Source organism: Candidatus Woesearchaeota archaeon (assembly GCA_030651375.1).
In the GTDB taxonomy this organism is placed as follows: Archaea; Nanobdellota; Nanobdellia; order Woesearchaeales; family UBA12501; genus JAUSFM01.
In genome coordinates this window covers 55,020-78,177 of record JAUSFM010000015.1, presented here as the reverse complement: position 1 = coordinate 78,177, position 23,158 = coordinate 55,020, and the positions used below count along the sequence as shown (strand labels likewise).

24 protein-coding genes and 2 tRNA genes are annotated in these 23,158 nt (G+C 47.6%); 17 read left to right on the top strand and 9 right to left on the bottom strand.

What is annotated here, in order from left to right; all coding sequences use genetic code 11:
* Positions 1 to 5 precede the first annotated feature (5 nt).
* Genes Q7R76_05365 through Q7R76_05335 form a run of 7 tightly spaced genes read left to right on the top strand, consistent with a single transcriptional unit; the run spans position 6 to position 5,448 of the window.
* On the top strand, positions 6 to 362 hold the full coding sequence (locus Q7R76_05365) for a hypothetical protein (protein ID MDO8642976.1): 357 nt from the start codon (positions 6 to 8) through the stop codon (positions 360 to 362).
* A 35-nt stretch (positions 363 to 397) separates the two neighbouring features.
* On the top strand, positions 398 to 886 hold the full coding sequence (locus Q7R76_05360; GenBank protein ID MDO8642975.1) for a MarR family transcriptional regulator: 489 nt from the start codon (positions 398 to 400) through the stop codon (positions 884 to 886).
* Positions 887 to 945: 59 nt separating this feature from the next.
* Entirely contained in the window at positions 946 to 1,116 is a 171-nt protein-coding gene (locus tag Q7R76_05355) for a hypothetical protein (GenBank protein ID MDO8642974.1), read from the top strand.
* 7 nt (positions 1,117 to 1,123) lie between these two features.
* Positions 1,124 to 2,461 carry a sulfite exporter TauE/SafE family protein gene (locus tag Q7R76_05350; protein ID MDO8642973.1) on the top strand — a complete coding sequence of 446 codons (1,338 nt, stop codon included), beginning with the start codon at positions 1,124 to 1,126 and terminating at the stop codon, positions 2,459 to 2,461.
* A complete protein-coding gene (locus tag Q7R76_05345) occupies positions 2,462 to 2,665 on the top strand; it encodes a heavy metal-associated domain-containing protein (GenBank protein ID MDO8642972.1) in 204 nt (67 codons plus the stop codon).
* Positions 2,662 to 4,836 carry a heavy metal translocating P-type ATPase gene (locus Q7R76_05340; GenBank protein ID MDO8642971.1) on the top strand — a complete coding sequence of 725 codons (2,175 nt, stop codon included), beginning with the start codon at positions 2,662 to 2,664 and terminating at the stop codon, positions 4,834 to 4,836. Before Q7R76_05345 ends, Q7R76_05340 begins: the two co-directional genes overlap by 4 nt.
* A gap of 6 nt (positions 4,837 to 4,842) precedes the next feature.
* Positions 4,843 to 5,448, top strand: coding sequence for a cation diffusion facilitator family transporter (locus tag Q7R76_05335; protein ID MDO8642970.1), 606 nt, complete (start codon positions 4,843 to 4,845; stop codon positions 5,446 to 5,448).
* A gap of 81 nt (positions 5,449 to 5,529) precedes the next feature.
* Here the strand turns inward: Q7R76_05335 and Q7R76_05330 are convergent, their stop codons facing one another.
* Both Q7R76_05330 and Q7R76_05325 read right to left on the bottom strand, forming a co-directional pair.
* Positions 5,530 to 6,270 carry a methyltransferase domain-containing protein gene (locus tag Q7R76_05330; GenBank protein MDO8642969.1) on the bottom strand — a complete coding sequence of 247 codons (741 nt, stop codon included), beginning with the start codon at positions 6,268 to 6,270 and terminating at the stop codon, positions 5,530 to 5,532.
* Between the two features lie 4 nt (positions 6,271 to 6,274).
* Entirely contained in the window at positions 6,275 to 6,877 is a 603-nt protein-coding gene (locus Q7R76_05325; GenBank protein ID MDO8642968.1) for a hypothetical protein, read from the bottom strand.
* A 93-nt stretch (positions 6,878 to 6,970) separates the two neighbouring features.
* Between Q7R76_05325 and Q7R76_05320 the strand changes: the two genes are divergently transcribed.
* Both Q7R76_05320 and Q7R76_05315 read left to right on the top strand, forming a co-directional pair.
* Positions 6,971 to 7,342: an eight-cysteine-cluster domain-containing protein gene (locus tag Q7R76_05320; protein MDO8642967.1), complete on the top strand. Its 372-nt coding sequence runs from the start codon at positions 6,971 to 6,973 to the stop codon at positions 7,340 to 7,342.
* Positions 7,317 to 7,859, top strand: a complete 543-nt coding sequence (locus Q7R76_05315) for an adenylate kinase family protein (GenBank protein MDO8642966.1) — start codon at positions 7,317 to 7,319, stop codon at positions 7,857 to 7,859. Before Q7R76_05320 ends, Q7R76_05315 begins: the two co-directional genes overlap by 26 nt.
* 37 nt (positions 7,860 to 7,896) lie before the next feature.
* On the opposite strand, the gene dnaG is transcribed toward Q7R76_05315, so the two are convergent.
* Complete coding sequence (gene dnaG / locus Q7R76_05310; GenBank protein ID MDO8642965.1) at positions 7,897 to 9,198, bottom strand: DNA primase DnaG; 1,302 nt, start codon at positions 9,196 to 9,198, stop codon at positions 7,897 to 7,899.
* A gap of 646 nt (positions 9,199 to 9,844) precedes the next feature.
* On the opposite strand from dnaG, the gene Q7R76_05305 reads away from it, so the two are divergent.
* Positions 9,845 to 10,570: an RIO1 family regulatory kinase/ATPase gene (locus tag Q7R76_05305; GenBank protein MDO8642964.1), complete on the top strand. Its 726-nt coding sequence runs from the start codon at positions 9,845 to 9,847 to the stop codon at positions 10,568 to 10,570.
* Positions 10,571 to 10,762: 192 nt separating this feature from the next.
* Here Q7R76_05305 and Q7R76_05300 read toward each other — a convergent pair whose 3' ends face one another.
* Positions 10,763 to 11,845, bottom strand: a complete 1,083-nt coding sequence (locus tag Q7R76_05300; protein MDO8642963.1) for a hypothetical protein — start codon at positions 11,843 to 11,845, stop codon at positions 10,763 to 10,765.
* A 106-nt stretch (positions 11,846 to 11,951) separates the two neighbouring features.
* Between Q7R76_05300 and Q7R76_05295 the strand changes: the two genes are divergently transcribed.
* From Q7R76_05295 to Q7R76_05280, 4 genes are all read left to right on the top strand, one after another.
* On the top strand, positions 11,952 to 12,563 hold the full coding sequence (locus tag Q7R76_05295; GenBank protein MDO8642962.1) for a KH domain-containing protein: 612 nt from the start codon (positions 11,952 to 11,954) through the stop codon (positions 12,561 to 12,563).
* Between the two features lie 42 nt (positions 12,564 to 12,605).
* A tRNA-Cys gene (locus tag Q7R76_05290) sits at positions 12,606 to 12,679 on the top strand.
* 214 nt (positions 12,680 to 12,893) lie between these two features.
* Positions 12,894 to 13,667, top strand: a complete 774-nt coding sequence (locus Q7R76_05285) for a hypothetical protein (protein MDO8642961.1) — start codon at positions 12,894 to 12,896, stop codon at positions 13,665 to 13,667.
* 41 nt (positions 13,668 to 13,708) lie between these two features.
* Positions 13,709 to 14,413: a hypothetical protein gene (locus Q7R76_05280; protein ID MDO8642960.1), complete on the top strand. Its 705-nt coding sequence runs from the start codon at positions 13,709 to 13,711 to the stop codon at positions 14,411 to 14,413.
* A gap of 13 nt (positions 14,414 to 14,426) precedes the next feature.
* Here Q7R76_05280 and Q7R76_05275 read toward each other — a convergent pair whose 3' ends face one another.
* Both Q7R76_05275 and Q7R76_05270 read right to left on the bottom strand, forming a co-directional pair.
* Positions 14,427 to 15,533: a DNA topoisomerase IV subunit A gene (locus tag Q7R76_05275; protein ID MDO8642959.1), complete on the bottom strand. Its 1,107-nt coding sequence runs from the start codon at positions 15,531 to 15,533 to the stop codon at positions 14,427 to 14,429.
* 15 nt (positions 15,534 to 15,548) lie between these two features.
* A complete protein-coding gene (locus Q7R76_05270) occupies positions 15,549 to 17,237 on the bottom strand; it encodes a DNA topoisomerase VI subunit B (protein MDO8642958.1) in 1,689 nt (562 codons plus the stop codon).
* Between the two features lie 149 nt (positions 17,238 to 17,386).
* Between Q7R76_05270 and Q7R76_05265 the strand changes: the two genes are divergently transcribed.
* The 3 genes from Q7R76_05265 to endA all read left to right on the top strand — a co-directional run bounded on the left by Q7R76_05265 (position 17,387) and on the right by endA (position 19,203).
* Positions 17,387 to 18,253 (top strand): DMT family transporter, encoded by an 867-nt coding sequence (locus tag Q7R76_05265; protein ID MDO8642957.1) that lies wholly within the window; start codon positions 17,387 to 17,389, stop codon positions 18,251 to 18,253.
* Positions 18,254 to 18,307: 54 nt separating this feature from the next.
* Positions 18,308 to 18,382 (top strand) — tRNA-Arg (locus tag Q7R76_05260).
* Positions 18,383 to 18,615: 233 nt separating this feature from the next.
* Positions 18,616 to 19,203, top strand: a complete 588-nt coding sequence (gene endA, locus Q7R76_05255) for a tRNA-intron lyase (GenBank protein ID MDO8642956.1) — start codon at positions 18,616 to 18,618, stop codon at positions 19,201 to 19,203.
* 5 nt (positions 19,204 to 19,208) lie between these two features.
* Here endA and Q7R76_05250 read toward each other — a convergent pair whose 3' ends face one another.
* The 3 genes from Q7R76_05250 to Q7R76_05240 all read right to left on the bottom strand — a co-directional run bounded on the left by Q7R76_05250 (position 19,209) and on the right by Q7R76_05240 (position 23,036).
* On the bottom strand, positions 19,209 to 20,777 hold the full coding sequence (locus Q7R76_05250; protein MDO8642955.1) for a hypothetical protein: 1,569 nt from the start codon (positions 20,775 to 20,777) through the stop codon (positions 19,209 to 19,211).
* 62 nt (positions 20,778 to 20,839) lie between these two features.
* The gene (gene fen, locus Q7R76_05245; protein MDO8642954.1) at positions 20,840 to 21,874 is read right to left on the bottom strand and encodes a flap endonuclease-1; all 1,035 of its coding nucleotides are present in this window, start codon (positions 21,872 to 21,874) and stop codon (positions 20,840 to 20,842) included.
* A gap of 7 nt (positions 21,875 to 21,881) precedes the next feature.
* Positions 21,882 to 23,036, bottom strand: a complete 1,155-nt coding sequence (locus Q7R76_05240) for a hypothetical protein (protein ID MDO8642953.1) — start codon at positions 23,034 to 23,036, stop codon at positions 21,882 to 21,884.
* Between the last annotated feature and the right edge of the window lie 122 nt (positions 23,037 to 23,158).

Genomic DNA, 23,158 nt, shown 5'->3' with positions numbered 1-23,158 from the left:
TTAAAATGTATGAAGAGATTAAAAGATGGGCAGTTCCACAGTTAGAGTATCTCAAAAGAAGCCAACAAAGGGGGAGAGTGGGAATAGGCGAATGTGTATACCGAGATCCTGCAACAACAATTTTTGCATTCGTGACTACAGGGGCATATACTTTTTGTGCAGTTGGTGCGGTGTATGGAATTGTCGAAGGAATCTTGACGAGAAATACAGGAATGACCGCCCTTGGAATTACAGCGTTGGTAGGATCCCAGACAGTCATAAGCAAAATGCCGTTAGAGGTAGCTGAAGGTGCTGAAGAAAAAACGATACTGTTAAGAGATTTTGATTTAGAACAGCGAACGGCCAAAATGAGGTATGGGTAGAAAGTCTTTTATACCTCCTTTTTCTTCTTGAGCGTATGAAATCAAAACAGCTCGGAATCATGCTTGCAGTCATCAGCGTCATCGTTCTTGCGTCGCTCATTTTTTTCATCCGCTCGTTTGACAAGCACCTCACTGAAGCGTGTGTTGCAACGTGCGGCACTGCAGAAGGAAGCACGTGCAGTGAACAAGGATGTCCGTATATTCAAGGCAAAGGCCTGTTGTGGATTCCTCTCGCTACATGCATCCTCATCGCTGTTGTCGGTGGCATCGGCCTGTTCTTGGCGTTTTCAAAAAGTGAGCGGGTTATCCAGCAGAAAGAGTATGATATACACAAGCTGAATGAAGAAGAGAAAAAGGCGTTTTTGCTCATCAAAGACCATAAAGAGGGAATGTACCAGACGGTGCTTGCCGAGCACCTGAAGTTTACTAAAGTGCAGGCAACACGCTTGGTGGACAAGCTCGAACAGTACGGCCTTGTTGAGCGCAAGCGCCGCGGCATGTCCAATGTTATTTTTCTCAAATAGTCTCTTTTGAAACTAGTTTCAATAAGGTATTTAAAGGGTTACATCTACCATCGTTCTTAGTGGGAGGCGAGACCATGGTGTATGATGGATTGGGTTGTGGGATGATGAGTGGTTATGGTGCCGGCTTCGGCTGGTTTTTTATGCTCCTGTACACGCTGCTCCTTGTCGGACTTGTTGTACTCGTGTTCATGTGGATTATGAAGATGTGGAAACAGATGGAAAAGAGGTAGGTGTGCTATGAAAAAAATGAATGTGTGCATCAAAGGTATGCATTGCGGAAGCTGTGAAGTAATGATTGAACGAAAATGGAAAGAAATTCCAGGCGTTGAAAAAGTCAAGGTAAACCACGCAACAGGCAAAGCAGAGCTCACCTACACCACCGAACCAGGTATGAATCAGTTAAACAATGCAGTCAAAGATCAGGGTTATAGTATTACTCATCATGAAGAAGGGGAAAAAGGAAGTAAAAAAGAGTATTTCGAAATAACGCGCAACCATGTTGAATGGGGCGCGGTGTTTATCATTGTTCTTGGCGCCTATTTCCTTTTGAAACGGTTTCAGCTTTTGCCGAATATCGGCGTGCCTGACACCGTAAGCTACGGCGCGGCATTTGTCCTTGGATTAGTTGCAGCAGTTTCAACGTGCATAGCGGTTACCGGCTCATTCCTGATGGCTGTTGCCTCGCAGTACAATGAAACCCATCCGAACCTGACCAAGGCACAGAAATTCAAGCCACATATTTATTTTAATTTGGGAAGGGTTGTTTCCTACACCGTCCTTGGTGGATTGCTGGGTGCGGTCGGCTCGTTGTTTGCCTTATCGCCAAGAACAAATGGCATCCTGATGATTGTCGTGAGTGTGGTGATGATTATGCTCGGCCTGCAGATGCTCAAGGTGCCGCTGTTTGTACGTATCCCCTCCTTCACGAGTTTTATCACGCACCGATTATATGACGCACAAGCAAACAAAAAACACGGGCCCTTTTTATTTGGCGCAGCAACATTCTTTTTCCCGTGTGGATTTACCCAGGCATTACAACTGTATGTCCTTGCGCAAGGAAACATGTTCCTCGGCGCGGGCGTCATGTTCGCATTTGCACTGGGAACAGTTCCTGCGCTTCTTTCAGTCGGTGCACTGACCAGCGTTGCAAAGGGAAATATGCAACACTATGTCAAAAAAGCCGCGGCAGTCATCGTCCTTTTTGCAGGTGTTGTTAGTTTGACGAGCGGATGGGCACTGACCGGCGCAACCATTAGCGGCGCCACTGTTGGCGCACCAACGCTCGATATTCCAACTATTCCTACCGGAGAAAAACAGGTTATTGATATGGCGGTGAACGGCATTGATTACAACCCAAACCGGTTCACGCTCAAAAAAGGCGTGCCGGTTGAATGGCGCATTGATGGAAGCAAGGCACAGGGTTGCGCCTCAGTCATTACGATTCCGTCCTTAGGCATTACGAAACGACTCTCAAGAGCGGACACGACGGTGATTACCTTCACACCGAAGTCAGCAGGAACGCTCAGATTCACGTGCAGCATGGGCATGACTGACGGCGCATTTATGGTGGTCTAAATGAAAAAAGTACTCTCCGTCAAAGGAATGCATTGCGCATCGTGCAAAGCAATGATTGAAGAAGTTGCCAAGGAAACAAAAGGAGTTACCGGTTGTGTTGTTGATGTTGTGAAGGGAACGGCGACGATTGAGTATGAAGAGCCAGTTGACTGGAACGCACTAAAAAAAGAAATCAAGAGCCTTGGAGACTACACCGTCGCATGAAAACAATCACCTTTAGCATCGGCGGCATGCACTGTGCAAGTTGTTCTGTGCGCAATGAACGAAGCCTAAAAAAAATTCCCGGCGTGGCCAACGCAACCGTCAATTTCGCGACCTATTCTGCATCGGTTGATTTTGATGAAACACGAGTTTCTGAAAAAACACTCCACGAAGCAATCATCAAAAATGGATATAAGGTTTTGACCGAAGCATCAGCAAGCCAGCACAAGCACGAGGCGCGCAAAGAACTTGCCACAACAAAAAAGAAGGCGTTTATCGCGCTCTGTTTCGGCGCAGCAGCGGCAATTCCGGCGATGTTTGGAGTTGAAACCCCGTGGGACTTTTTAGGATATAACGTGAGTGTGTGGGTTCAGGCAGTGCTTGGCATGATTGTCATTCTCGGCCTTGGCTGGGAATTTCACGTGGGCATGGTACGCCAGCTACGCAGTTTTTCAGCAAATATGGACACGCTCATTTCTCTCGGAACACTGGCTGCGCTTGGCTACAGCATCTGGGCGATGAGCGTTGGATTGATGGACCTGTATTTTGAAACAGGCGCGATTATCACGGCGTTGATTCTTTTGGGGAGATACTTCGAAGCAAAAAGCAGGGGACAGGCAAGCGAAGCGATCGAAAAACTGCTCCAACTCGGCGCAAAAACCGCGCGGGTAATTCGTAACGGAGAAGAAGAAGATATTCCGGTTGAACAAGTGAAAACAGGAGATATTCTGCTGGTCAAACCCGGCGAAAAAATTCCCGTTGACGGAAAGGTCACCAAAGGAATCAGCAGCGTTGATGAATCCATGCTCACCGGAGAAAGCATGCCGGTGAACAAAAAACAGGATGACGACGTATTTGGCGCAACGATCAATGTCAGCGGTGCATTTTACATGAAGGCAACCAAAGTGGGTTCTGAAACAGCACTGGCGCAGATTGTGAAAATGGTCGCAGAAGCACAGGTCAAAAAAGCGCCCATCCAAAAAGTCGTTGACAAGGTTGCAGGCATTTTCGTGCCGATCGTGCTTGCCATTGCGGTTCTGACCGCGATCGGATGGTATTTTGTCACGGGAGATATCACGAAAAGTATTATCCCTGCGGTTGCTGTACTGGTGATTGCCTGCCCATGCTCGCTGGGACTGGCAACACCGACGGCGATTATGGTTGGCACTGGTCTTGGCGCAAAGCGGGGCATCTTGATTAAAAACGGCGAAGCATTAGAAAAAGGAAAACATATTGACGTTGTGATGTTTGACAAAACTGGCACATTAACTGAAGGAAAGCCAAAGGTCACTGATGTGGTAGTATGTGATAAGAAAATGAAACAGGACAACATTCTCGCTTTTGGCGCAAGCATTGAACAGTTTTCAGAACACCCGCTGGCAAAAGCAGTCGTGAACGCGGCGCACGAGAAAAAACTGAAGCTGAAAAATGTTACGGGATTTCAGAACTGCGAAGGCCGCGGCGTAAAAGGAAAACTTGGAAAAGAAGTTCTTTTGGTAGGAAGCATGCGGCTGATGAGGGAATACAAAATCAATACGGCTCAATGGGCGCAGCAATTGGAACAGCTTGAACGGGAAGCCAAAACAACTGTGGTGGTTGTACAGGGCAAAAAAGTACTCGGGTTAATTGCGATTGCTGATACGCTGAAAGCAGACGCCGTTGAGGCGATCGGAAAACTCCGCAAAGCAGGCATTGGCACGGTCATGATAACAGGGGATAACCAACGCACCGCAGACGCCATAGCGCACGAGGTGGGTGTTGACAAAGTATTTGCAGAGGTCTTGCCAAATGAGAAAGCAGAAAAAGTAAAAATGATACAGCAAAAAGGTGGCAAAGTTGCATTTGTGGGTGATGGAATTAATGACGCTCCTGCATTGGTACAGGCAGACTTGGGCATCGCTGTTGGCACTGGAACAGACATTGCGATTGAAGCAGGCAACATCGTGCTGGTCAAAGGCAGCCCGCTGAAAGTCGTTGAAGCGCTTCAATTATCAAAACTGACGTTTAAGACGATACAACAGAATTTGTTTTGGGCGTTCTTTTACAATGTTGCGGCAGTCCCGCTCGCTGCATTTGGCCTGCTCAATCCGATGATCGCGGCAGGGGCGATGGCGCTTTCAAGCATTAGTGTTGTGGGAAATAGCTTGAGAATTAAGAGGAAGATGAAGAGTTGACTGATTATGGATTGCTGTAAAACAGATGCGTATCTTTCAAAAGAAGTAATTAAAAAATTGAAACTGGTACTCTACATCGTATTTTTCATCAATGCAGGAATGTTCCTGATAGAATTGATAAGTGGACTAATTGCCAATTCCAGCGCGTTACTAGCAGATTCTTTTGATATGTTCGGAGATGCATTTGTCTATGGAATAAGCTTGTTTGTTCTTTCTAAAAACCATAAAATTCAGGCTAAAGCTTCGGTGGTAAAAGGGGCCATAATGCTTCTCTTTGGGTTGTATGTCTTTTGGGAAGCTTTCCATAAAATAACTCACCCTATTATTCCAACGGCACAGACAATTTCCATTATTGCTATCTTGGCACTCATTGCAAACACTACCTGTTCCATCTTACTGACAAAACACAAAGACAAAAGCATAAATATAAACTCTGCTTGGATTTGCTCAAGAAATGATGCCTATCAAAACATAGGCGTTATGATAGCAGGTATCCTTGTTGGTTACTTCAATTCTATGTGGCCAGACATAATAGTTGGTTTAGGGATAGCCGGGCTGGTGCTGTATTCATCAGTGGGGATAATAAAAGAGTCGTTGATGCATGCACGATAAGATATATTTCGACGAGAAATCTTTTACGGTTGGTGTCTGCCTAAGTGACGCAGTTTCAGTTCAGGGGAAACTGGTGAAAAATCACCGCCTCAGAAAGCTCAAGAATCCCGTATGCCCCAACGATTGAAAATCAGGCCGGCAACGCTGTTCATCCACCTGCCAGCTGCGCTGGATTATTTCAATTGTTTGCACATGAATAAATCCCATTTTTTTTGCTGCAACGACCATCGCATGCACTTGGGTTGTTTGGGGAGAATAGGAAACAAGAAAGCCACCCGGTTTGAGCATGGCCTGCGCCGTTAGGAGCGCGTCCCACGGCTGCGGCACGTCAAGCACAAAAACATCGAAATTTCCTGCACCTGAATTTTTGATGTCGTCGACGGTGTAGATGTTGCCTTTTTTCACCGCCACATTTTTCAGGCTGAGAAATGCAACATTGGTCTTGGTCGCCTCAAGACTGCGATCATCAATATCAAACGTCACAACCTTTTTCGCGTGCATCGCTAGGGCGCAGGCAACTGCGCCCGAGCCGGAGCCGGCATCGAGCACCACACTGTTTTTCGTAATGCCTGCATGTGCCAGAATCGCGCCGATATCTTTCAGCGTCATGATTTGTGCGTGTCGCGTTAGTTTTTCGTATTTGTCAATAAAAAAAGGCTCGAACAGCGAAAAGCACACACCTTTATTGGTTGATACCTCGCCGCTTTTTTTGGCAAGGTCTGCTTTTTTTATCACGCCATCAGAGCAGTGGTAATCCTGCGTGATGCTCGGGACGTATTGTTTTTTCCCATCTGCAAGAAGAATGCGCGCAACGGTTTTCATGGTGTTATGGCTTTTTCTTTGCCAGCTCGGCTTTTTTCTGGTCAACGAGCATAATGAGCTGCTGAATCTGTGGCGTCAATTCCGTGGTGATATCAAACGGCGCCTGCTCCAGCAAAAGAATGCGCAGCTGGCCGAATAGAGAAAGCACAAACAAGCCAATGAAGTAAAACGACACACAGAGCATCCCAAGGAAAATAAGCCACTCGCCTGCAGGAATGCCGCCAATCGTGACAGCGCTGGAGAGTTTTTGAATGGAACCGACCAAGTCGTAGAGGCCCTGCATAATTGCCGAGCGGTTGAACCAGAACATGAACGTCAGCATAAATCCAAAAAATGCGTAGAGGCCTTTAATCCATTCAATGTCAGTATAGTATTCAAGCAGCTCAATTTGTTCGTAATGGACTTCCATAAGACTTTTCGGAAACCGCTTGACCACAATCAGGCGCTGGTTGGTTGCGAAGATGGTATAGACATCAAACCGCCAGAAGCCGAGGTCAAAGGTGGACTCAATTTTTTCACCCGGCAGAAGAGAGGGCTTGAACCAACGCGCAAAATCTTTGAGGCCGGTTTCTGTTTGTTCGAGATTTGAGAGCATGTCCTGTGCCATAGTTCGGTATATGCTGAAGTTGTTTTATAAAATTTGTGGAAAAGAGCACCGGAAAGCGAAACTTTAAAAAAAACAAAAAACAGTAAACAAGGTATGATAAAAATAATCATCGCGTTCTGGGTGATGCTGTTAGTAGTTGGATGCAGCAAAGCACCGCCTGCCAGCCCTCAACTCACGACGCCTACACCATCTGATTCTCCACCTGCACAAAACACCTGCACAACCAACAATGACTGTGTTCGAACAGGATGCAGTGGAACAATCTGCCAGTCTCAAAAACAGGAACCAGTCTTTTCAACATGTGAATACAAGGCTGGATACGAATGTTACAACGATGTACCCTGTGGTTGCGTAGAAGGAAGTTGCCAGTGGAGCAACGAAGCGCCGTACACCGGCGTTTTACAAAAATGCCTTGCTGAAAAAAAGGGACAGGCAGTAGATGATCAGGGTGTGCCGATTGTTTAAGATTCCAACTATCAGTTCACTTTCTGAAATTGCGCCAAAGATACGAAAAGCGCACGTCATTATTGTCACGGGCACGCCGTCAACCGGAAAAACAACGCTTGCAAAGGAAGTTGCACAGAAATATGGATTCAACCGATTGGACGTCAACGCACTAATAAAAAAATACACATTACGCGAACGATATGACACAAAAAACAAGTGCTGGATTGTTGACGAAGACAAATTCACCAGTGTGCTTGAAAAAATCGTCAAGGAAAAAAGAAAAAACAAGGAAAAAATCGTCATCGACAGCCACCTGTCGCACTATCTCTCACCCCGATTTGTTGATATTTGTTTGGTCACCCGCTGTGACCTTGAGGAACTCTACCGCCGGCTGAAGAAGAAACAATACCCGAAAAATAAGATTGAAGAGAATATGGAATGTGAGATTATGGAGATTTGCCTGCAGGAGGCCTATGAGCGAAAGCATACGCTGGTGGTAGTGGATACGACGGCAAAAACAAAAAAAGGAAAATAAAAAGAGAATAAAAAAAGTAAAAGATAAAAAATAAAAGTTATGCCAGCGTTTCTTCAGTAATCAAGTTCACGCGCGTCTGCATAGGGTTGACATGCGTGTTTGAACCGATAAGATGTTGGATATTTGATTTCTCGGCAACGTCAACAAGGTCTTTCTCAATGCTGCCGTCAAATACAAGCGCATAGACACCGCTGCCCATGGCCTTGACCGTGGTGACCAGCTCAGTCATCGGCACTTTGCCGAGGATGTTGAGCTTGGTGTCAAGAATGTACGCGCCGCGCGTGCCCACGAGGTCGTCCAGCATGCCTTTGAATTTGTCTTTTTCATCGGGCGAGATGCGGACTTGCCGTCTGGGCGCTGCCATTGCACCCATTGGTTGGGGCCGATCTTTGAAGCTTGCAGCACTTGCAACTGAACCGGGTCCTGCACCGGGGCGCAAGTCGCGCACTGGTGTTGAATCAGTCAGGTTTCTGCGCAGCTTGTCGCGGCCGCCGGTGGCGTCAAACTTGGCAAGCTCTTCAGTTGCCTGTTCAGCAGTAATTTTTGCGCGCAGGCATTGGTGGATTTCCTTTTTGGTGAGTTCTTCCACTTCCTTGCCGGTCGGCGCTTTGGTAACGAAGTCAATCGACGCAACTTGGAGCAGCTCTTTGATGTTGAGCAGTCCACCGCGGTCGCCGTCCATAAAGACGGTGACTTCTTTCTTCTTGCTGAGGTCGATAATTGTTTGTGGCACAACGGAGCCGTTCATGGCAATGACGTTCTTGATGTTGTGTTTCAGCAATGTCAAAACATCTGCGCGGCCTTCAACAACGATGATGTCTTCGACCTCATCAATGCCGGGGCCTGCGGGTAATCGGTCGTGGCCGTATTCTCTGATTTCCATGACGCGGACGCTGTGTGCAACTTCATCTGCCAGCTCTTGCGAGTCAGGCATGGAGCTGTCCATCAGGTTTTTGAGAAGTTCCTTGGCACGCTCCACGACGAATGTTCGCTTGGAAACGCGCACGTCTTCGATCTTGTTGACTCTGAGTTTTGCATTGCATGGGCCGATGCGCTGAATAATTTCAAAGGCCGCTGCAATGATTGCCGTTTCTGCCTTGTCGAGCGACGACGGGACGATAATTTCTCCCTTGGTCTTTCCTGTTCTGGTGTCGACGTTAACTTCGATTCTGCCGATTCTGCCGGAACGCTGCAACTCGCGCAGCTCAAGTTCTGAGCCGAGCAGGCCTTCGGTCTGGCCGAAAATTGCGCCGATAACATCAGGGCGATCGACAACGCCGTCAATTTCAATGGAAGCGGTGACTATGTATTTCGCCGCGACCGGGCTGATTTTTCCCATGGTAATAACCTCCGGTTTCCGCCGGGTAGAGAACAGAGAATAATCCTAAAAGGAACGTGCAGAACAAATATCAGGAGCACAATGATGGCTGATGATGAATAGGAAAATGAATTGCTGTTCTGTTCGTTCAGTAGGATGATGATCTGTTCAACACCAAGCTGGTGTGATTGTTGTTAATGATGATTGTATTGATTTTATTTATTTGATACTTGATTATTAATATAAAGTTGGAGCCCGCAACACTAACTCCCAAACTCATAGCTTGGCTTACGCCGTGGGCTCTGTTGAGTATCCTCTGTGGCGGGGCTAAGAATGTGGAAAGGCGCGGATGTATATAAATCTATCGGCGGGTGAAGAAAAAAGAGAGATTGACAAATAACGAGAATAAAAAAAACCCCGCAAAGGCCCGAAGGCCCTTGCGCGGCTCAAGAGGATAATTCCTCTTCACAGGGGGTAGCATAAACCTGAGAAGACCGAAGTCTTCCCAGGAAATAGAGGTGTTTAGACAACGGGTCAAAGACCGAAGTCTTTAACCACTGAATAGGTGGAACATAGGTGCTATTTAAACCTTTCGTTTTTGAGGACTGTACAGGGGTGAAAAATTGAAGCAACTAAGTATAAATAGGGGAAGTCACCACAAAACAGCATGGCAATCGACAAACGGCAATTCCGCGAGCAGTTCAAGACCTACAAAGGCGTCTTTGATGACCATACCGAACGGCTCTTGTTCAAGCTCCACAGCGAAGGCCATTTTGACCACCTCGCCGAGCCTGTTTCTATCGGCAAGGAAGCGAACATATTTACGGCGGAAAAGAAAACCCAGGACGGCACCAAAAAATTCATTGTCAAGATTTACCGCGTCGAGAACTGCGATTTTTCAAAGATGTACGAATACATAAGACAGGACACGCGGTTTTTGAACCTCAAAAAGAAGCGTCGGCTGATTATTTTCACATGGGCAAAACGGGAATACCGCAACCTGCTCAAGGCCCGCGAAGCAGGATGTACCGTACCAATGGCCATTGCCAACCGTGAGCATATTATTGTGATGGAATTTATCGGCGACAGCACCGCGGCGCCAAAACTAAAGCATGCAGCGCCGGAACGCCTCCAAGAATTTTATGAAGAAGTGATGGACAACATGAAAAAGTTACACGCCGCCAACCTGGTGCATGGTGACCTTTCACCGTTTAATATCCTCAACTACAACGAAAAGCCAGTGTTTATTGACTTCTCACAGGGAACGGTGCTCACAGCGGCAAATGCAGATGAGCTGTTGGAACGGGACATCCGCAACATCCACATCTATTTTGCAAAGCTGGGGCTGAAGCTGGACCAGAAGGAAATGAAGAAGAGAATAAAACAAAAATAAAAAAAACAAAAATAAAATCTTAGCCGTATGTAACTAAAGGGTAAAGGTGGTGTGGAACTTTGGTTCACACACCACATAGATAGCCAAGACGTACTATTCAAGGTTCGTGTTATAAACCTTTGGTGGACCAAAACAACGATTTAAAACATTTTAGAAGACCAAAATAAAAAATAAGAATAAATAGAAGCCCTTTTACTCCTTGCCCAAGAACCAAGGCGTCAACGTCACTTTCTTCATCTTTCCTATCTTTTCAACCGTGATAACCTTCTTGTGCTCCAATGATTGGAACACACGGGCAAGGGAGGTCTTGGGGATGCTCGTGTTGTTCCGCAGCTGTGCCTGCGTCGCCTGATTGTTCTTTTGGCCAACAAGGAATTCAACCGTTGCTTTCTCTCGCGGGTTGAGCGTCTGGAGAATGTCGCGGGCGCGCGGGTTCAGTGTTTCTTTCTTTTCTTGGTGTTGGTTCTCTTGTTTGTGCTCGGTACGGGCTTTAATCTTCCGGAGGATTTTTCGTGCAAATCTCGCTTTTGGGGTGAACTCTTCTTTGAGCTCTGATTTCAGCCGGCGGCGAAGCAGGGAATAGCCAACCAAGAACACGATAACAACGCCAGCACCGGCAATCACCCATGCAATGCTGGTTGAAAGATGAACCGAAGCAGCAGACTGATCGAGCACCACCTTGACGGTTTTCGCCTCGCCTGCAGTAATGTTTATTTCGCTTGAGCCCACACGATCGTTTGTTGATGCAGTAATTCTGCAGGTGCCCGCAGGAACGAATAACAGCTTAAAGGAGCCAAACTGGTCAGTTCGCGCCGGATACTCAAACTGACTGGCAAAAGAACAGTGAAAATCAAGGGCTGCTTGGCCCGCAAGCTTGCCATCGTCATGCACCACCACCCCTTCAAGACTGCCAACAGGAGTCATATAGAAACTGCGGTTGAGCACCGGCTCACTCTCTTGGATGTAGATTGCCCGCTGGCCGTAGTGGGTGATGCTTTCGGTTTTTGGATCAAAAATTTCAAGCTCAAGGCGCCAGTCGCCCGGCTCGAGTCGGTAGGTGAGTTCGCCTTGCGCATCAATGTACTCACTGGTTTTCTCAACTGCCCCCGTTCTGATGTTGGTCAACTGCACGAGCACCGGCAGCGAGCCAATGCGATTGTTGGTTGCGATGTCCTTGACCACGAGTTTGAGGGATGTATCAGGCATTGCAGCAGCAGTAAATGCCCCCAGTACTACCAGCAAAAGCAGCATACCGAGGCACACCTGAAATCTCATGTAAAACCTCCAAAAGTCTTATAGATTGATGGTCGGATGATATTCTTTATAAAAGTTGCGCCAACTGTGAGGAAGATTTAAAAAGGCGATGCTTTCCCCCTGAGGTATGGCGCCTGCTCCAAAACAACCACACCAACCATCAGAAACAGGAGAAGGTGAAATTTTCTTTTCGTACGAGCTGAAAATCCCCAAGGAACGAGTGGGTGCGCTCATTGGCAAGGAGGGCATTGTCAAAAATGAGATAGAATCTGCAACCAACTGCACGCTCAACGTGGACTCAACTGAAGGGGATGTGCAGCTGCGCGGCACTGACAGTCTCACGATTATGACGGCTATGGAAATTGTCAAAGCGGTTGGCCGCGGGTTCAATCCCGAAGTTGCTCTCCGGCTTCTCAAGCCGGATTACTCGCTCGAAATTATTTCGCTGGCTGATTACACCGGCAAGACTGCGAAAAAGATGATGCGGCTCAAGGGACGCGTCATTGGCGAAGGCGGCAAGTCGCGCCGGCTTATTGAGGAATTAACCGAAACAAACATGAGCGTGTATGGAAAAACAATTGCAATCATCGGTGTGCTCGAAGATGTCAAAAATGCCCGCTACGCTATTGAAATGCTGTTGAGCGGCAGCCCGCACGCAACTGTCTATCTTTGGCTCGAGAAAAAGCGGCGGGAAAGGAAGCGGGCTGAAATGCAGGAGATCTACGGCAAAAAAGAGTGATAATAAAATTTATATATCCTCTGCCTTCGCTGTTCTTTCATCGGCGGCGTAGCCAAATCCGGTAAGGCAATCGCCTGCAGAGCGATCACTTGTGGGTTCAAATCCCACCGCCGCCTTGTTCGGTGGGCTGAGCAAAGCGAAGCCCACCTTAGCTTATTTTTGGTCAAGCTTTTTGCGAAAGCAAAAAGATTGTGTAGGTTTACATCCCACCGCCGCCTTATTTTGATCCGAGAACAAAGGTCTGGGGGCGCGAAGCGCCGTTTCCGCCGCCTTTCCCATTATATTCTTAATTCCCATAATCCTTATAAAATCGCCCTATTTAGCGAGCTTATGGACGTATTTCTTGCCACGCTGGATAAAAAAATTCGCGGAATCAAAGCTGCTGAAAGAGAATTGGAAACCGCAGTTGGCGAAGCAAGTGAGGAACTGGAAGGATTGAAGAACCAGATTCGCGGACGCGGCTCAACCGGCGATCCACTGCAAGATTGGGCAGTTGTACAGCACGGCTTTGATTATAAACGATATGCCAAACTCGCCCATGCGGTTCAGAATTATCTTGCAAACAATGCAGGACAACTGGTCGCAAAGCTCGACCGAAGTTCCAAGGGAATTGGAACTGGCGAAGAAATGCTGTCAGTCGGCGTTCTTGAAACTGGTGTCCTTAAGGTGCGCTCCACGTCTGACGGTTACCATCTTGCGGTTCGTCTTTCAAATCCTGGCAGTTTGTTCGAAAAGCGTGAAGCAGCGTTCCGTGACACGGGGCATTATATCGTCAATTCTGACATTTCTACTAGATCACCGAATGTTCTTATTCTCACCTCTCCCAAACATTTTTTTGATCCGAACGGCCTTCGGTTTAAACGATCGGTCCACTATTTTGTTTATTCAGCAGAAGGAAATTCCATGAAAGGAAGCAAACTGATTGCAGGCACCCCTGATGTAAACAATTTTCTTCGTAGTGATTTTTGGAAACCAGAACATACGACCTCGCCCTCGTACCGCGGACTAGATATGAGTAAAACCCCCCATGGTGGCCAATTTTACACCAAAGTGCCGCCGCCTGAAGCACGTCTCTTCTTCGACAGTGTTGACATATCTTTGTGAACCACAATTAATTTAAATCAGTTCTTTCCTGATGGGTGTTTATGGTGCTTTCGACTACAGGACTAGATCATCATGTTGCGCGGCTTGAAGATGCGCGTCGACGAGAGCAAGAAATTACAAAGTATGTCGCGCGTGATGTTGAAGAACTCACGGAAAAAATCCGTGCCGGTGAAACAACTGGCCTTCCGTTGAAGGACTGGGCGATTGTTGCGCATGGCGCAGAGTACCAAGGTTTTTTTCAAACAGCTTCGCGGCTTCACGCATATCTTCTTGGGCATCCGAGTGAGCTCGTTCTGGTGTATGCTGCCCATCACTGTGCGGTCGAATGCAAAGAACAAAATGGACGAAGCGCAAACGTTGGCACGCTGGGTGATGACGGCCTTGCTGTTGAGAAAACAGATCAGGGCCTAATTCTTTCCGTTGGCCTTCAGGAGGGTCCGCTGTATGTTGAACAATGGGATGACTTCCATCACCAGTTTCCGCTTCGTTCGGAACGCGTTGCTGCATTCATAGAAAAAGATCCTGCTTCCTCACGTCCTCTCAACAGCCTTGTCCAACCATCACTTGCCGTCGAAAAAACCGGTGCGCAATGCAGGTACGATATTGGTGGCCATCGCTTCATTGTCAGAATAGAAGCAGGGGCACCGTCAGTGCTCGATTCCATGCGCAGCTTGATGTGGTCTTACCGCACTGCACAGCCAGAAATGCCTCCAGCGGCACGAGAATTTTTTAAAGCGTATTTGTAATTCTAAATTCTAATCAGGGCAGCCACGTCTTCTGGTTCTTCAATTTCTCTGGTAAGTAGGTATCCATAACAAAATTCAGATGGTGTTTGGCGAATGCCTGCTGTTCTGCACGCTTCTTCATGCTAACCAATTGATTTAATGCTTTCTGCCATTCTTTGTAGTGCTGGACAAACGGATCGTTTTTCATGCCGTCCTTGACGCGCTTGACGTCGATCTCCTTCAGCGGGTGCGTCGGCAGTTTGTAATCGATAATATCTTGTGGTGTCACACCCAAAAATTTTGCATTAGGAACACAAAAGAATTTGTTTATGTGCGCGGCGTTTCCTGAACCAACCTTCAGCGTGCGGTAAATGTTGAGGTATCCGTACGGATCGCCGTCGGTGAATACATACGTTGGAATGTGCCTCTCGTCTGAAAGCCGGCGGATAAATCGGCGGCATGCTCGCGTCGGCACGCCACCCATGGAAATCAAAATGCAGTTTGCTTTTTTCCAATAGTTGTGTTTGACCATACGCTGGAACATACCGGCGGTTTCAATCGCCAAAATAAATTTTGCATCGGTTTCAAACCCGAGGTGCTCCACGCTGGTGGGCACGCTGTATGCCCCAGAACCGAACTTCGTGCAGTCGATACGTAATTCTTTTCCTGTCTCAGGATCCTTGTCGATAACAACCAATTTTCCGGCAACAGCACCGCCTTTTTCTTCGGGGACAAATCCAATTTGTTCGCGGTTGACGCCCATCATCGCCTCAAAGTCGTCCATGACGGTGTCGGATTCCGGCTGTTCATGGAACAGCGCATCGCCCCAGTTCTTGCTGATGTAGTACATCTCCCTCTTGGTGGCAATGTCATCAGTTTCAATGAGTTTCTTGCTCTCATTCATCATGAGCAAGGTTTGTGCAAACGTTTTGACGGTGGACGCAGTCAACGTGCGGCCCTTCAGTTTTCCCACCACTTCGAAATAGCCTTCTTTTTCGTCGTATTTCACGTTCTGGAGCGAACGAAGCGGCATAACCATGCGCGGGTTCACCTGCTTCAAGATTTTGAGATAGATATCATTGCCGAGACTAATGATTTTCTTGATAACATTTTCAGATTCTTGTGTTGTGTCTTTTGCCATGGTGGTTACCCAGTGTTAGTCTTCGCTTTCTTCGGGTTCTTCGACTTTTTCTTCCTTGCCAATTTTTGCAAACGCCTCATCGTATTCCACGTTTTCATCTTCAATTTTTTCGAGCGTACCACGGCTTTTCTCGAGCAGTTCTTTGAGGTTTTTGTTGATTTCTTCCTTGTCTTTTTCTTTCAGCCCGAGCAAGTCTTTCAGCGCAGTGCATATGTGGGGAATATATTTTTCAATGTAGCCGCGCTTCTCGAGTTCGTCGTTGAGCCGCTTTTTCTTGCCGGTGTACCGTGCAAGCTCACGGCCGCACTCTTGCAGCGCCAGCTTTATTTCCTTGATGATTTCAGGATAATGGGCAATGGCTTCTTTTGCTTCGCTGGTAAACGGCACCCAAACCGATGACATATGCACGACAATGGTTGCTGGCCCAAAGGGAATGGCATCCTTGCTTTGGGATAAACCATATGTCCGCCATGCGGTTTCCATAATTGCTTCGGTTGCGGCACAACTTGCCTGCTGGTGCAGAAGAGGAACACGGTTTGCGTAGCGGAGCACGCGAACTGATTCTTCAAGTGGCTGGTCGCCGCCGTAGGCAATTGCTGCTTCGATTTGGAAGGGGTTTCCCCGATAGACATCCGGCGGCCGTGTGGTGGCGCAGTAAAACTCTGCGTTGATTTCTTTTTTCAGCCCTTTCTTGAGGTCATCTGCGCCAATCGGGCTTAAGCAATCAGTCGGCGGCGCGATTATTTTTGTTTCCTTGATTGCCATAATGAGCCGCTCGGCTTGATCGCGGTTTACTTCACTCGGTTTCATAGTTGATAAAAGTTTTGCATGGGCGCAAATTTCTTTTGCCGTGCCCGGGCCGACGCGTGAAAATTCAGTGGTGAAAAAGCTTTGCAGCGTACGCGATTCAGTGTTGCCAAGCATTTTAATGAGCATGCCGAGCTCGATACCGTACGGGTGTGGCTTGATCTCCAGCGGCTCCTTCGGAAGAATTTCGGTCGCTCGTGGGAAAATAATCTGTTCTGCTTTTGGTGTGGTGTAAATCAGCGTCGCGTGCGGATTGGTAATCGCGGTTTGCTTGAGGTACATATCGACGCTCTGCGGGCCTTTTTGGTAGGTTCCTTCAATGTCCAGCTCAATGCGCGTGCCGTGCTCTTTTTTCCATTCTTTTTCCTCTTCTTTTTTGATGTCCGGCTGGTTAGTGGACGTATCAATTGTGAGTTCGTAATAGTGTGCGGGGTGTCCTTTTGAAATGCGGGACAGGATACGAATCGGGCGCCCGGTGGTGAGCTGGCCGTACAGTGCCGCTGCGCTGATGCCGATGCCCTGCTGGCCGCGCGCCTGTTTGTGCCGGTGGAACTTGCTGCCGTACAGAAGTTTAGCGAAGATGTTGGGAATTTGTTTTTTCACAATGCCAGGGCCGTTATCCTCGACAATGATACGGAAGCGGTCATTGCCCATGTCGATAATTTCAATAATGAGTTCAGGAAGTATGCGCGCCTCTTCGCAGGCATCGAGCGAGTTGTCAACTGCTTCTTTGATGGTGGTAAGGAGCGCTTTACGCTTGTTGTCAAATCCGAGCAGGTGACGGTTTTTCTCGAAGAATTCAGCTACTGAAATCTCGCGCTGGTTTTTTGCCAGTTCCTCGGCGATAATGGTTTTTTGGTGTTCGGCACTCATGGGCGTTCGTGGTGCTGTTCTCAAAGTTCCGGTATAAAAAGGTTTAGGTCGGTGAAGGGGGTGATACGCAGTTGAGAAGAATGGAAAGAAATTGTTGGGTTGATAGAGGATACTGTTTTTAAAATAACGTGGCATCCAAAATATATTTAAACACTGCCTCGTTTGTTTCAGCTATGCAACTAAAACCGTTACTTGCCATGCTTGCTGCCGGTGCACTGGGCGCAGCGAATGGAATTTTTGCAAAAACAATTGGCTTGCCGGCGACGAGCACGACGTTTTTTCGCGTTGCGGTTCCTGCTGTGGTTCTTCTGGCATATTTCATTTTTTTCCGCAGGGCAATATTATTTAGTAAAAAGCACACCGCGCTGTATTTTGCATCAATTATTAATGCGCCGCGGATGTTTCTGTTTTATGTTGCGTATATGTACACGTCGCTTGCCAACGGAGTGATTATATTGTATACGTGGCCGATTTGGGGCGCGGTATTTGGTTTTTTTATTCTCAAAGAGCGAGTTACTCAACGCATGCTGCTCCTCTTCGGGCTTTCATTCGTTGGCATTCTTGTTATGTACAGCGCACACGCATTGAGTCTGACTAACAAGGATATCATCGGCATGACCGCGATGCTTGGCTCGTCCATGCTGGGCGCGCTGATGATTGTTATTTTTAAGAAAAAAATAAACGACCATTCAACTGCTGAACTCGTGTTTCACCAGAATTTTATTTCCTCCCTTATTTTTATTCCTGTTATTGCATTCACTCGCCCGCTTCCAACAGTTGCACAGGCGAGCATGGGAAGCATGTACGGCTTTCTCGTTGGCATTGCCGCCGGGTTTTTGATGTATTATGCACTTCGCCATTTGAGCATTGCCGAATACGGATTATTTTCGTATAACGAAGTCATTTTTGCGGTGGCATATGGCATCCTTTTCTTCGGCGAAGTGCTAACCATGAATCTGGTTCTGGGGGGGATATGCATTATCGCCGCAGGGTATATGCTGCAGAAACAAAAAGCGCTGCCGATACCGGTTATGGATTGAGGCAGGAGAGTAGGAAAAGTTTTATAAACAATATAATAAGATGAAAGAATCAATGGGCCCGTAGCCTAGTCTGGATAGGGCACCAGCCTTCTAAGCTGGGGGTCGTGGGTTCAAATCCCACCGGGCCCGTATTGGGTAATAGGCCAGAAGCCCGTGGTCTGGGGCGTTTCGACACATCACCAATCGTTGTGCAAGCTTTTTTGCGCCAGCAAAAAAGATTGGTTTACATCCCACCGGGTCCGTATTTTTATTTTTTGTTCAAAAGCAAAGGTTTTAATATCATTTATGTTTATCTAAGCACAATTGAAGCAGCACTGCCTGCAGCACAAATCGTGGCAGAACGCAGCGCTGTGGAGAATACTATGACACCAGAAAAGATTGAACAGAAGCAGGAATCAAAAGACGTAACAACGGACAAGAAAAGTGAAAAGAAAGTCGCGGCAACCATGGTTGCCGAGCGTGTGCTGACTGAAAATTCCGATGCAGCGCGTGTATTCTACGAACAGAGCAGATTCGGGGCAATCAGCAGGCAGCGTGTCCGGCTCACGTTCATCGAGGCATTGTTTCTGTTTGAAAAAGGAAAACTGGACATTCTTGACAAACGCGGCAGGCCGATGAGCGAGGAACAGTTCGTTCGCCGCGCAGAAAAAATTGAGTCGATGTTCTGGATTAAGTACTGCGTTTTCAAAGACCTGCGCAACCGAGGATTTATTGTGAAAACAGCGCTCAAGTTCGGCGCTGACTTTCGCGTGTACGAGCGCGGCGTCAAGCCGGGCGAAGACCACGCCAAGTGGATTGTGTATCCGGTGCATGAGGGCTCAACCATGACGTGGTACGAATTCAGCGCAAAGAACCGCGTGGCGCACAGCACCAAAAAACACCTGCTCATCGGTGTGGTGGATGAAGAAGATTCAGTCACGTATTATGATATCAAGTGGATACGGCCGTGATTCTTTTAGTTCAAGACACGAATGTCAACACACACCCGGTGTTTCCCGGGCGCATAGGTTCCGCACACGTTCCATGAAAGAATTTGGTATTTTTTCTTTTCCTGTGCGCAGGCCTTTCCTATTTTCGCAATGCTTGATTTTGGCATTTCGCTTTCATGGGCAAAATCATAGAAATGGATAATGCCACCGGGCTTGATTGCCTGAAGTGTGATGCCGAGAAACGACTCAGCGCTTTTGGGAAGGGGCATGAGAATCCGATCGAATTTTTTGGGGTACGCACCGAGCAAATTTCTGCTGCGAATCATCTCACCAGGTTTTTTATAATTTTTGCAGTCAATCTCGGCAATGCCTGACGTCAAGAAAGGAACAATCTGCTTGAAATCAACCTTTCCTTTGCCGATTTCCATGGCGTGGATTCTGCCGTCGGAATCCGCAAGATGGAAATAAAGGTTGACCGGCAAGTTGAATAATTCTTCAACTGTTTTCAGCATGAGTTTATTGTCTTTAAAATCTTCATACAGGTGACAGGTGTCAAAGCACACATTTTTGATGCCGCAGCCAATGAGCTGTTGGAGGTCGGTAAGGCTTTTGCTGCAGGAGCGAACAATGTTCTCGAAATAAAACCAGCGGAAATAGTCGTGTAGTTTGGGAACATTCTCAAGCATGCGTTTCCGGTGGTCGCTGCGTTCTTCATGCTCGTGGGCAGCGTGGATAATAACTTTCATGTTGTATTTTTTGGCCAGCTTGCCGAGCGTGAAATAGAGATGCAGGTTTCTGGCAAGGCGCGTGCCATCAGCAGCAAGGCTGGTGCTTTCACCGTTTTCGTTCCACGGCGCGTGCACAACCGGCTCGATGCTATAGGTGATAAGGGTTTTGATGCGCTTTTCAAGCAGCACAGGACTCATGCATTCTTCGAAGGTCACATACAGCTCGACCAACGAGGGCTTTTGTTTCATGACGGTGTTGAATTCGGAGGAGTTCAGCGAGCATTTCAATCCGGTTAGGTGTCTGGTTATCTCCGGCAAGATTTTCTTAACATCACCTTGCATGAGAAACACATTTTGAATTCGGTTGCGCACCACATTCTCACGGCCATACCAATGGCCTTCTTTGTTCAACTCGATGCCATAAATCATTTTTGCCGGGCTGTGCTTGGCAAAAACGCAGGGATAAGGAGCACAGCCGGAAAACAGCACGAGCACGAGCTCGCCTTTTTTTATTTGCTGGGCAACCCGCAGGCGCTCGGAAGAGAGGCGGACTGAAAAATAAACATCTTTGATGTCGAGGAGAAACTCAAGCCCGCTTTCTTTGTGAACTGTTTTTGTGGTTTTTTCACCGAGCAGATGAGTGTAGTCTTGGAGGCGAAGCTTTCCGCTCCTGATGCTTTTTTTCTTCACCACGGTTTTGATGTGCGAGTTGGTATCGAGCAGTGCTTGTGCAATAAGTGTTTCTTTTTTTTTGAGAAGCGGAGAGATTTCAAGAATAGCAATGGTGCCAACAGTGTCATAGGATGCGCGGAGAATTCCTAATTCTTTTTCAGTTAATCTTCCAGTAAGGGCTTCTCGAAGTTGCATACGGCGATTGGTGAGAAAAGAGCTTATTAAGTTTGTGGAGACATAGGAGGGGAAAAGCGATGTTAGAAAAAGTCACCCAATCCTTTCTGCTTTTTTCCCTTCTGCGCTTCACTCAGTTTCGCAAGGTGCTCTTCAATGCGCTGTTTTGAAAAATCGTGCGCCTCACAGAGGAGCTCAACGACTTTTTCAGTGTTGATGGGCTTCCACGAAAGCGCATAATCGGTTGTCGTCGGAATGTGCTTGAACGTGTCAAATATTTCGTGCCAGTCAGTGTCAAAATGGTCGCTCCATTTGACTTCTTTGAAGAGCGCGTCAAAATGGGTGTCATGTTTCTTCACCAGCTTCAGCGCGTTTTTCGGGCCGATGCCGTGAATGCCGCCCGGGTTAAAATCAGTGCCAACGAGCATAGCAAGGGCAATGAGCTGATCCTGTGAAATGCCCCATGATTTGAGATTATCTTTCAGTGTGATTAGCTCCGGCGCCACGGTTTGGTATGCAAGTTTGCTCGGCAGTTTTCGCTTTTCAGACACTGTGAGGTTTCGCACAAGGCGGGGAACGCCGAAGACAACGCAGTCGTAATCCTGACTGACTTCAGCAAAGGCATCGCCCTGCGCCACTATGAAAGCTGCCTGCGCTTCGCCTTCCGAAGGCGCCTGAATAACGGGCAGGCCAAGCGCTTCAATGAGTTTTTTTGCCTCAGCCACCATCTCGCTTGTCAGGCGGGCGGTGCGCGCCCCATATTTTTTCATGTCCTCGATGTTTTCTTCGGCAGCGGCGTGCTCATATTTTTTTTGCGCCTCAATTTTTGCCTGATTTCGCTTCTCACGTTCCTGCGCTTTCAGCGCCGGTGGCTTGCCGTCAAAAACAAACGCAAGGCGCAGGCCACGGTTCATCAAGTTGGTTGTGCGATAGAAAAGGCCGTTCAGGTGCGAGGTGATATTTCCTGCTGAATCCCGCAGCGGCGAACCGTCTCCCATGCGAATCGTCGTCAGAAACTGGTACAGAACGTTAAACGAATCAACGACGAGTGTTTTATTTTTCAGCTCGTCAATGGTGATTGGCTGTTTGATGACGAGGTCTTTGAGTTTGGTTCCCATGCCCCACCTATAGGTTTTTGATAGTGATTGTGGTAAACTCGCTGCTTAATAAGGTTGTTGCTTTTTTTGTAATCTCACCGGTGATGAGAAACAGCACGGGTAATTTTCTGCGCTGACCCTCAAGAAATACGGTGCTCAGGTCTCCTTCTGAACAGCGCTGTTTGTTTTTTGCCCGACAGTAAAATGCAAGTGGCCCGACTGCGCTGGCGACGCTGATGTCTGCTTCAAGCTCGCTGTTTTTTCTGATGATGGATAGTTTTTTGATGATGATGGTATTGGCGTCGAAGTATTTTTTGACTGTGTGATAAAAATCGTCATCGGTTGGCTCGGCAAGCGGCGCGAACAGTTCTTGTTCTTCGCTGAGTTTTTGCTGCAGTTCTTGGTGATCACTGAATTCTACGCGTTTTTCTTTTTCTGTTTTTTTCTTTTTCTGTTTTTTGCCGGCAACGAGTTCTTGCAAGGGCACTACCACCGGCACTGGTTGAGAGGATGAAAGCAATGACGAATGTGGTGAGGAGGGCAAGGGGGTAGGTGGTTGTTTTTGTTCAGAAACAGGAATCTGTTGAGGCACGTTGCTAAGCTCTTGCAGCAGCTGTTTTTTATGCTCCTGAATCGCATCAAAAACCGACGATGGCGACGAAGAGAGGGGAAAAGGAATTGCAGAGAGAGGCGAAGAAGATGCTGGCGAAACAGAGGGCACTGATGCTGTGGGGGTTTGCACGCCCAGCATTTTTTCCTTGATGAGTGTTTCTGCTTCAGAAGGTGGCAGGAGATACCATTTCCAGAACAAGGTGGTTGCGCCGCCGGTGGTCACATCAAGCGGCATGGCAAAATCTTTAATTTCACGCAGCGCCGCGCGAATCACTGGCTCCTGCTCGCGGTCGGCAAGAATTTTATTGGTGCGCAAAAGTTCGTAGGCCTTTTGCTCTTTTTCATGGAGATGTTTTGAAAAATACTGGAGCCGGTGCTCCTGTCCGGGAAGGTAATACAACGGTGAGCCGCCGACCTTGAGCCGGGTGAGCTTCATTTTTTTGTTGTCCACCAACTCGGACAACATGGCGGCGGTGAAAATGAGGTCGCGCTTCAGGTCACGGTTTATGTGTGCCGGCAAAATCGGGCCTTTCATGCTCACCATCTGGAGGATATGATCACGGTAATCCATAGAAAGAACAATTGATTTTTTGTTTAAAAATTTGATGGGGATGGAGCATACTGATAAAGGTTTAAATACTAGTGCACCATTCTTCATGCTGCACAGCCGTGATTAAGTGAACACCCGTGCCG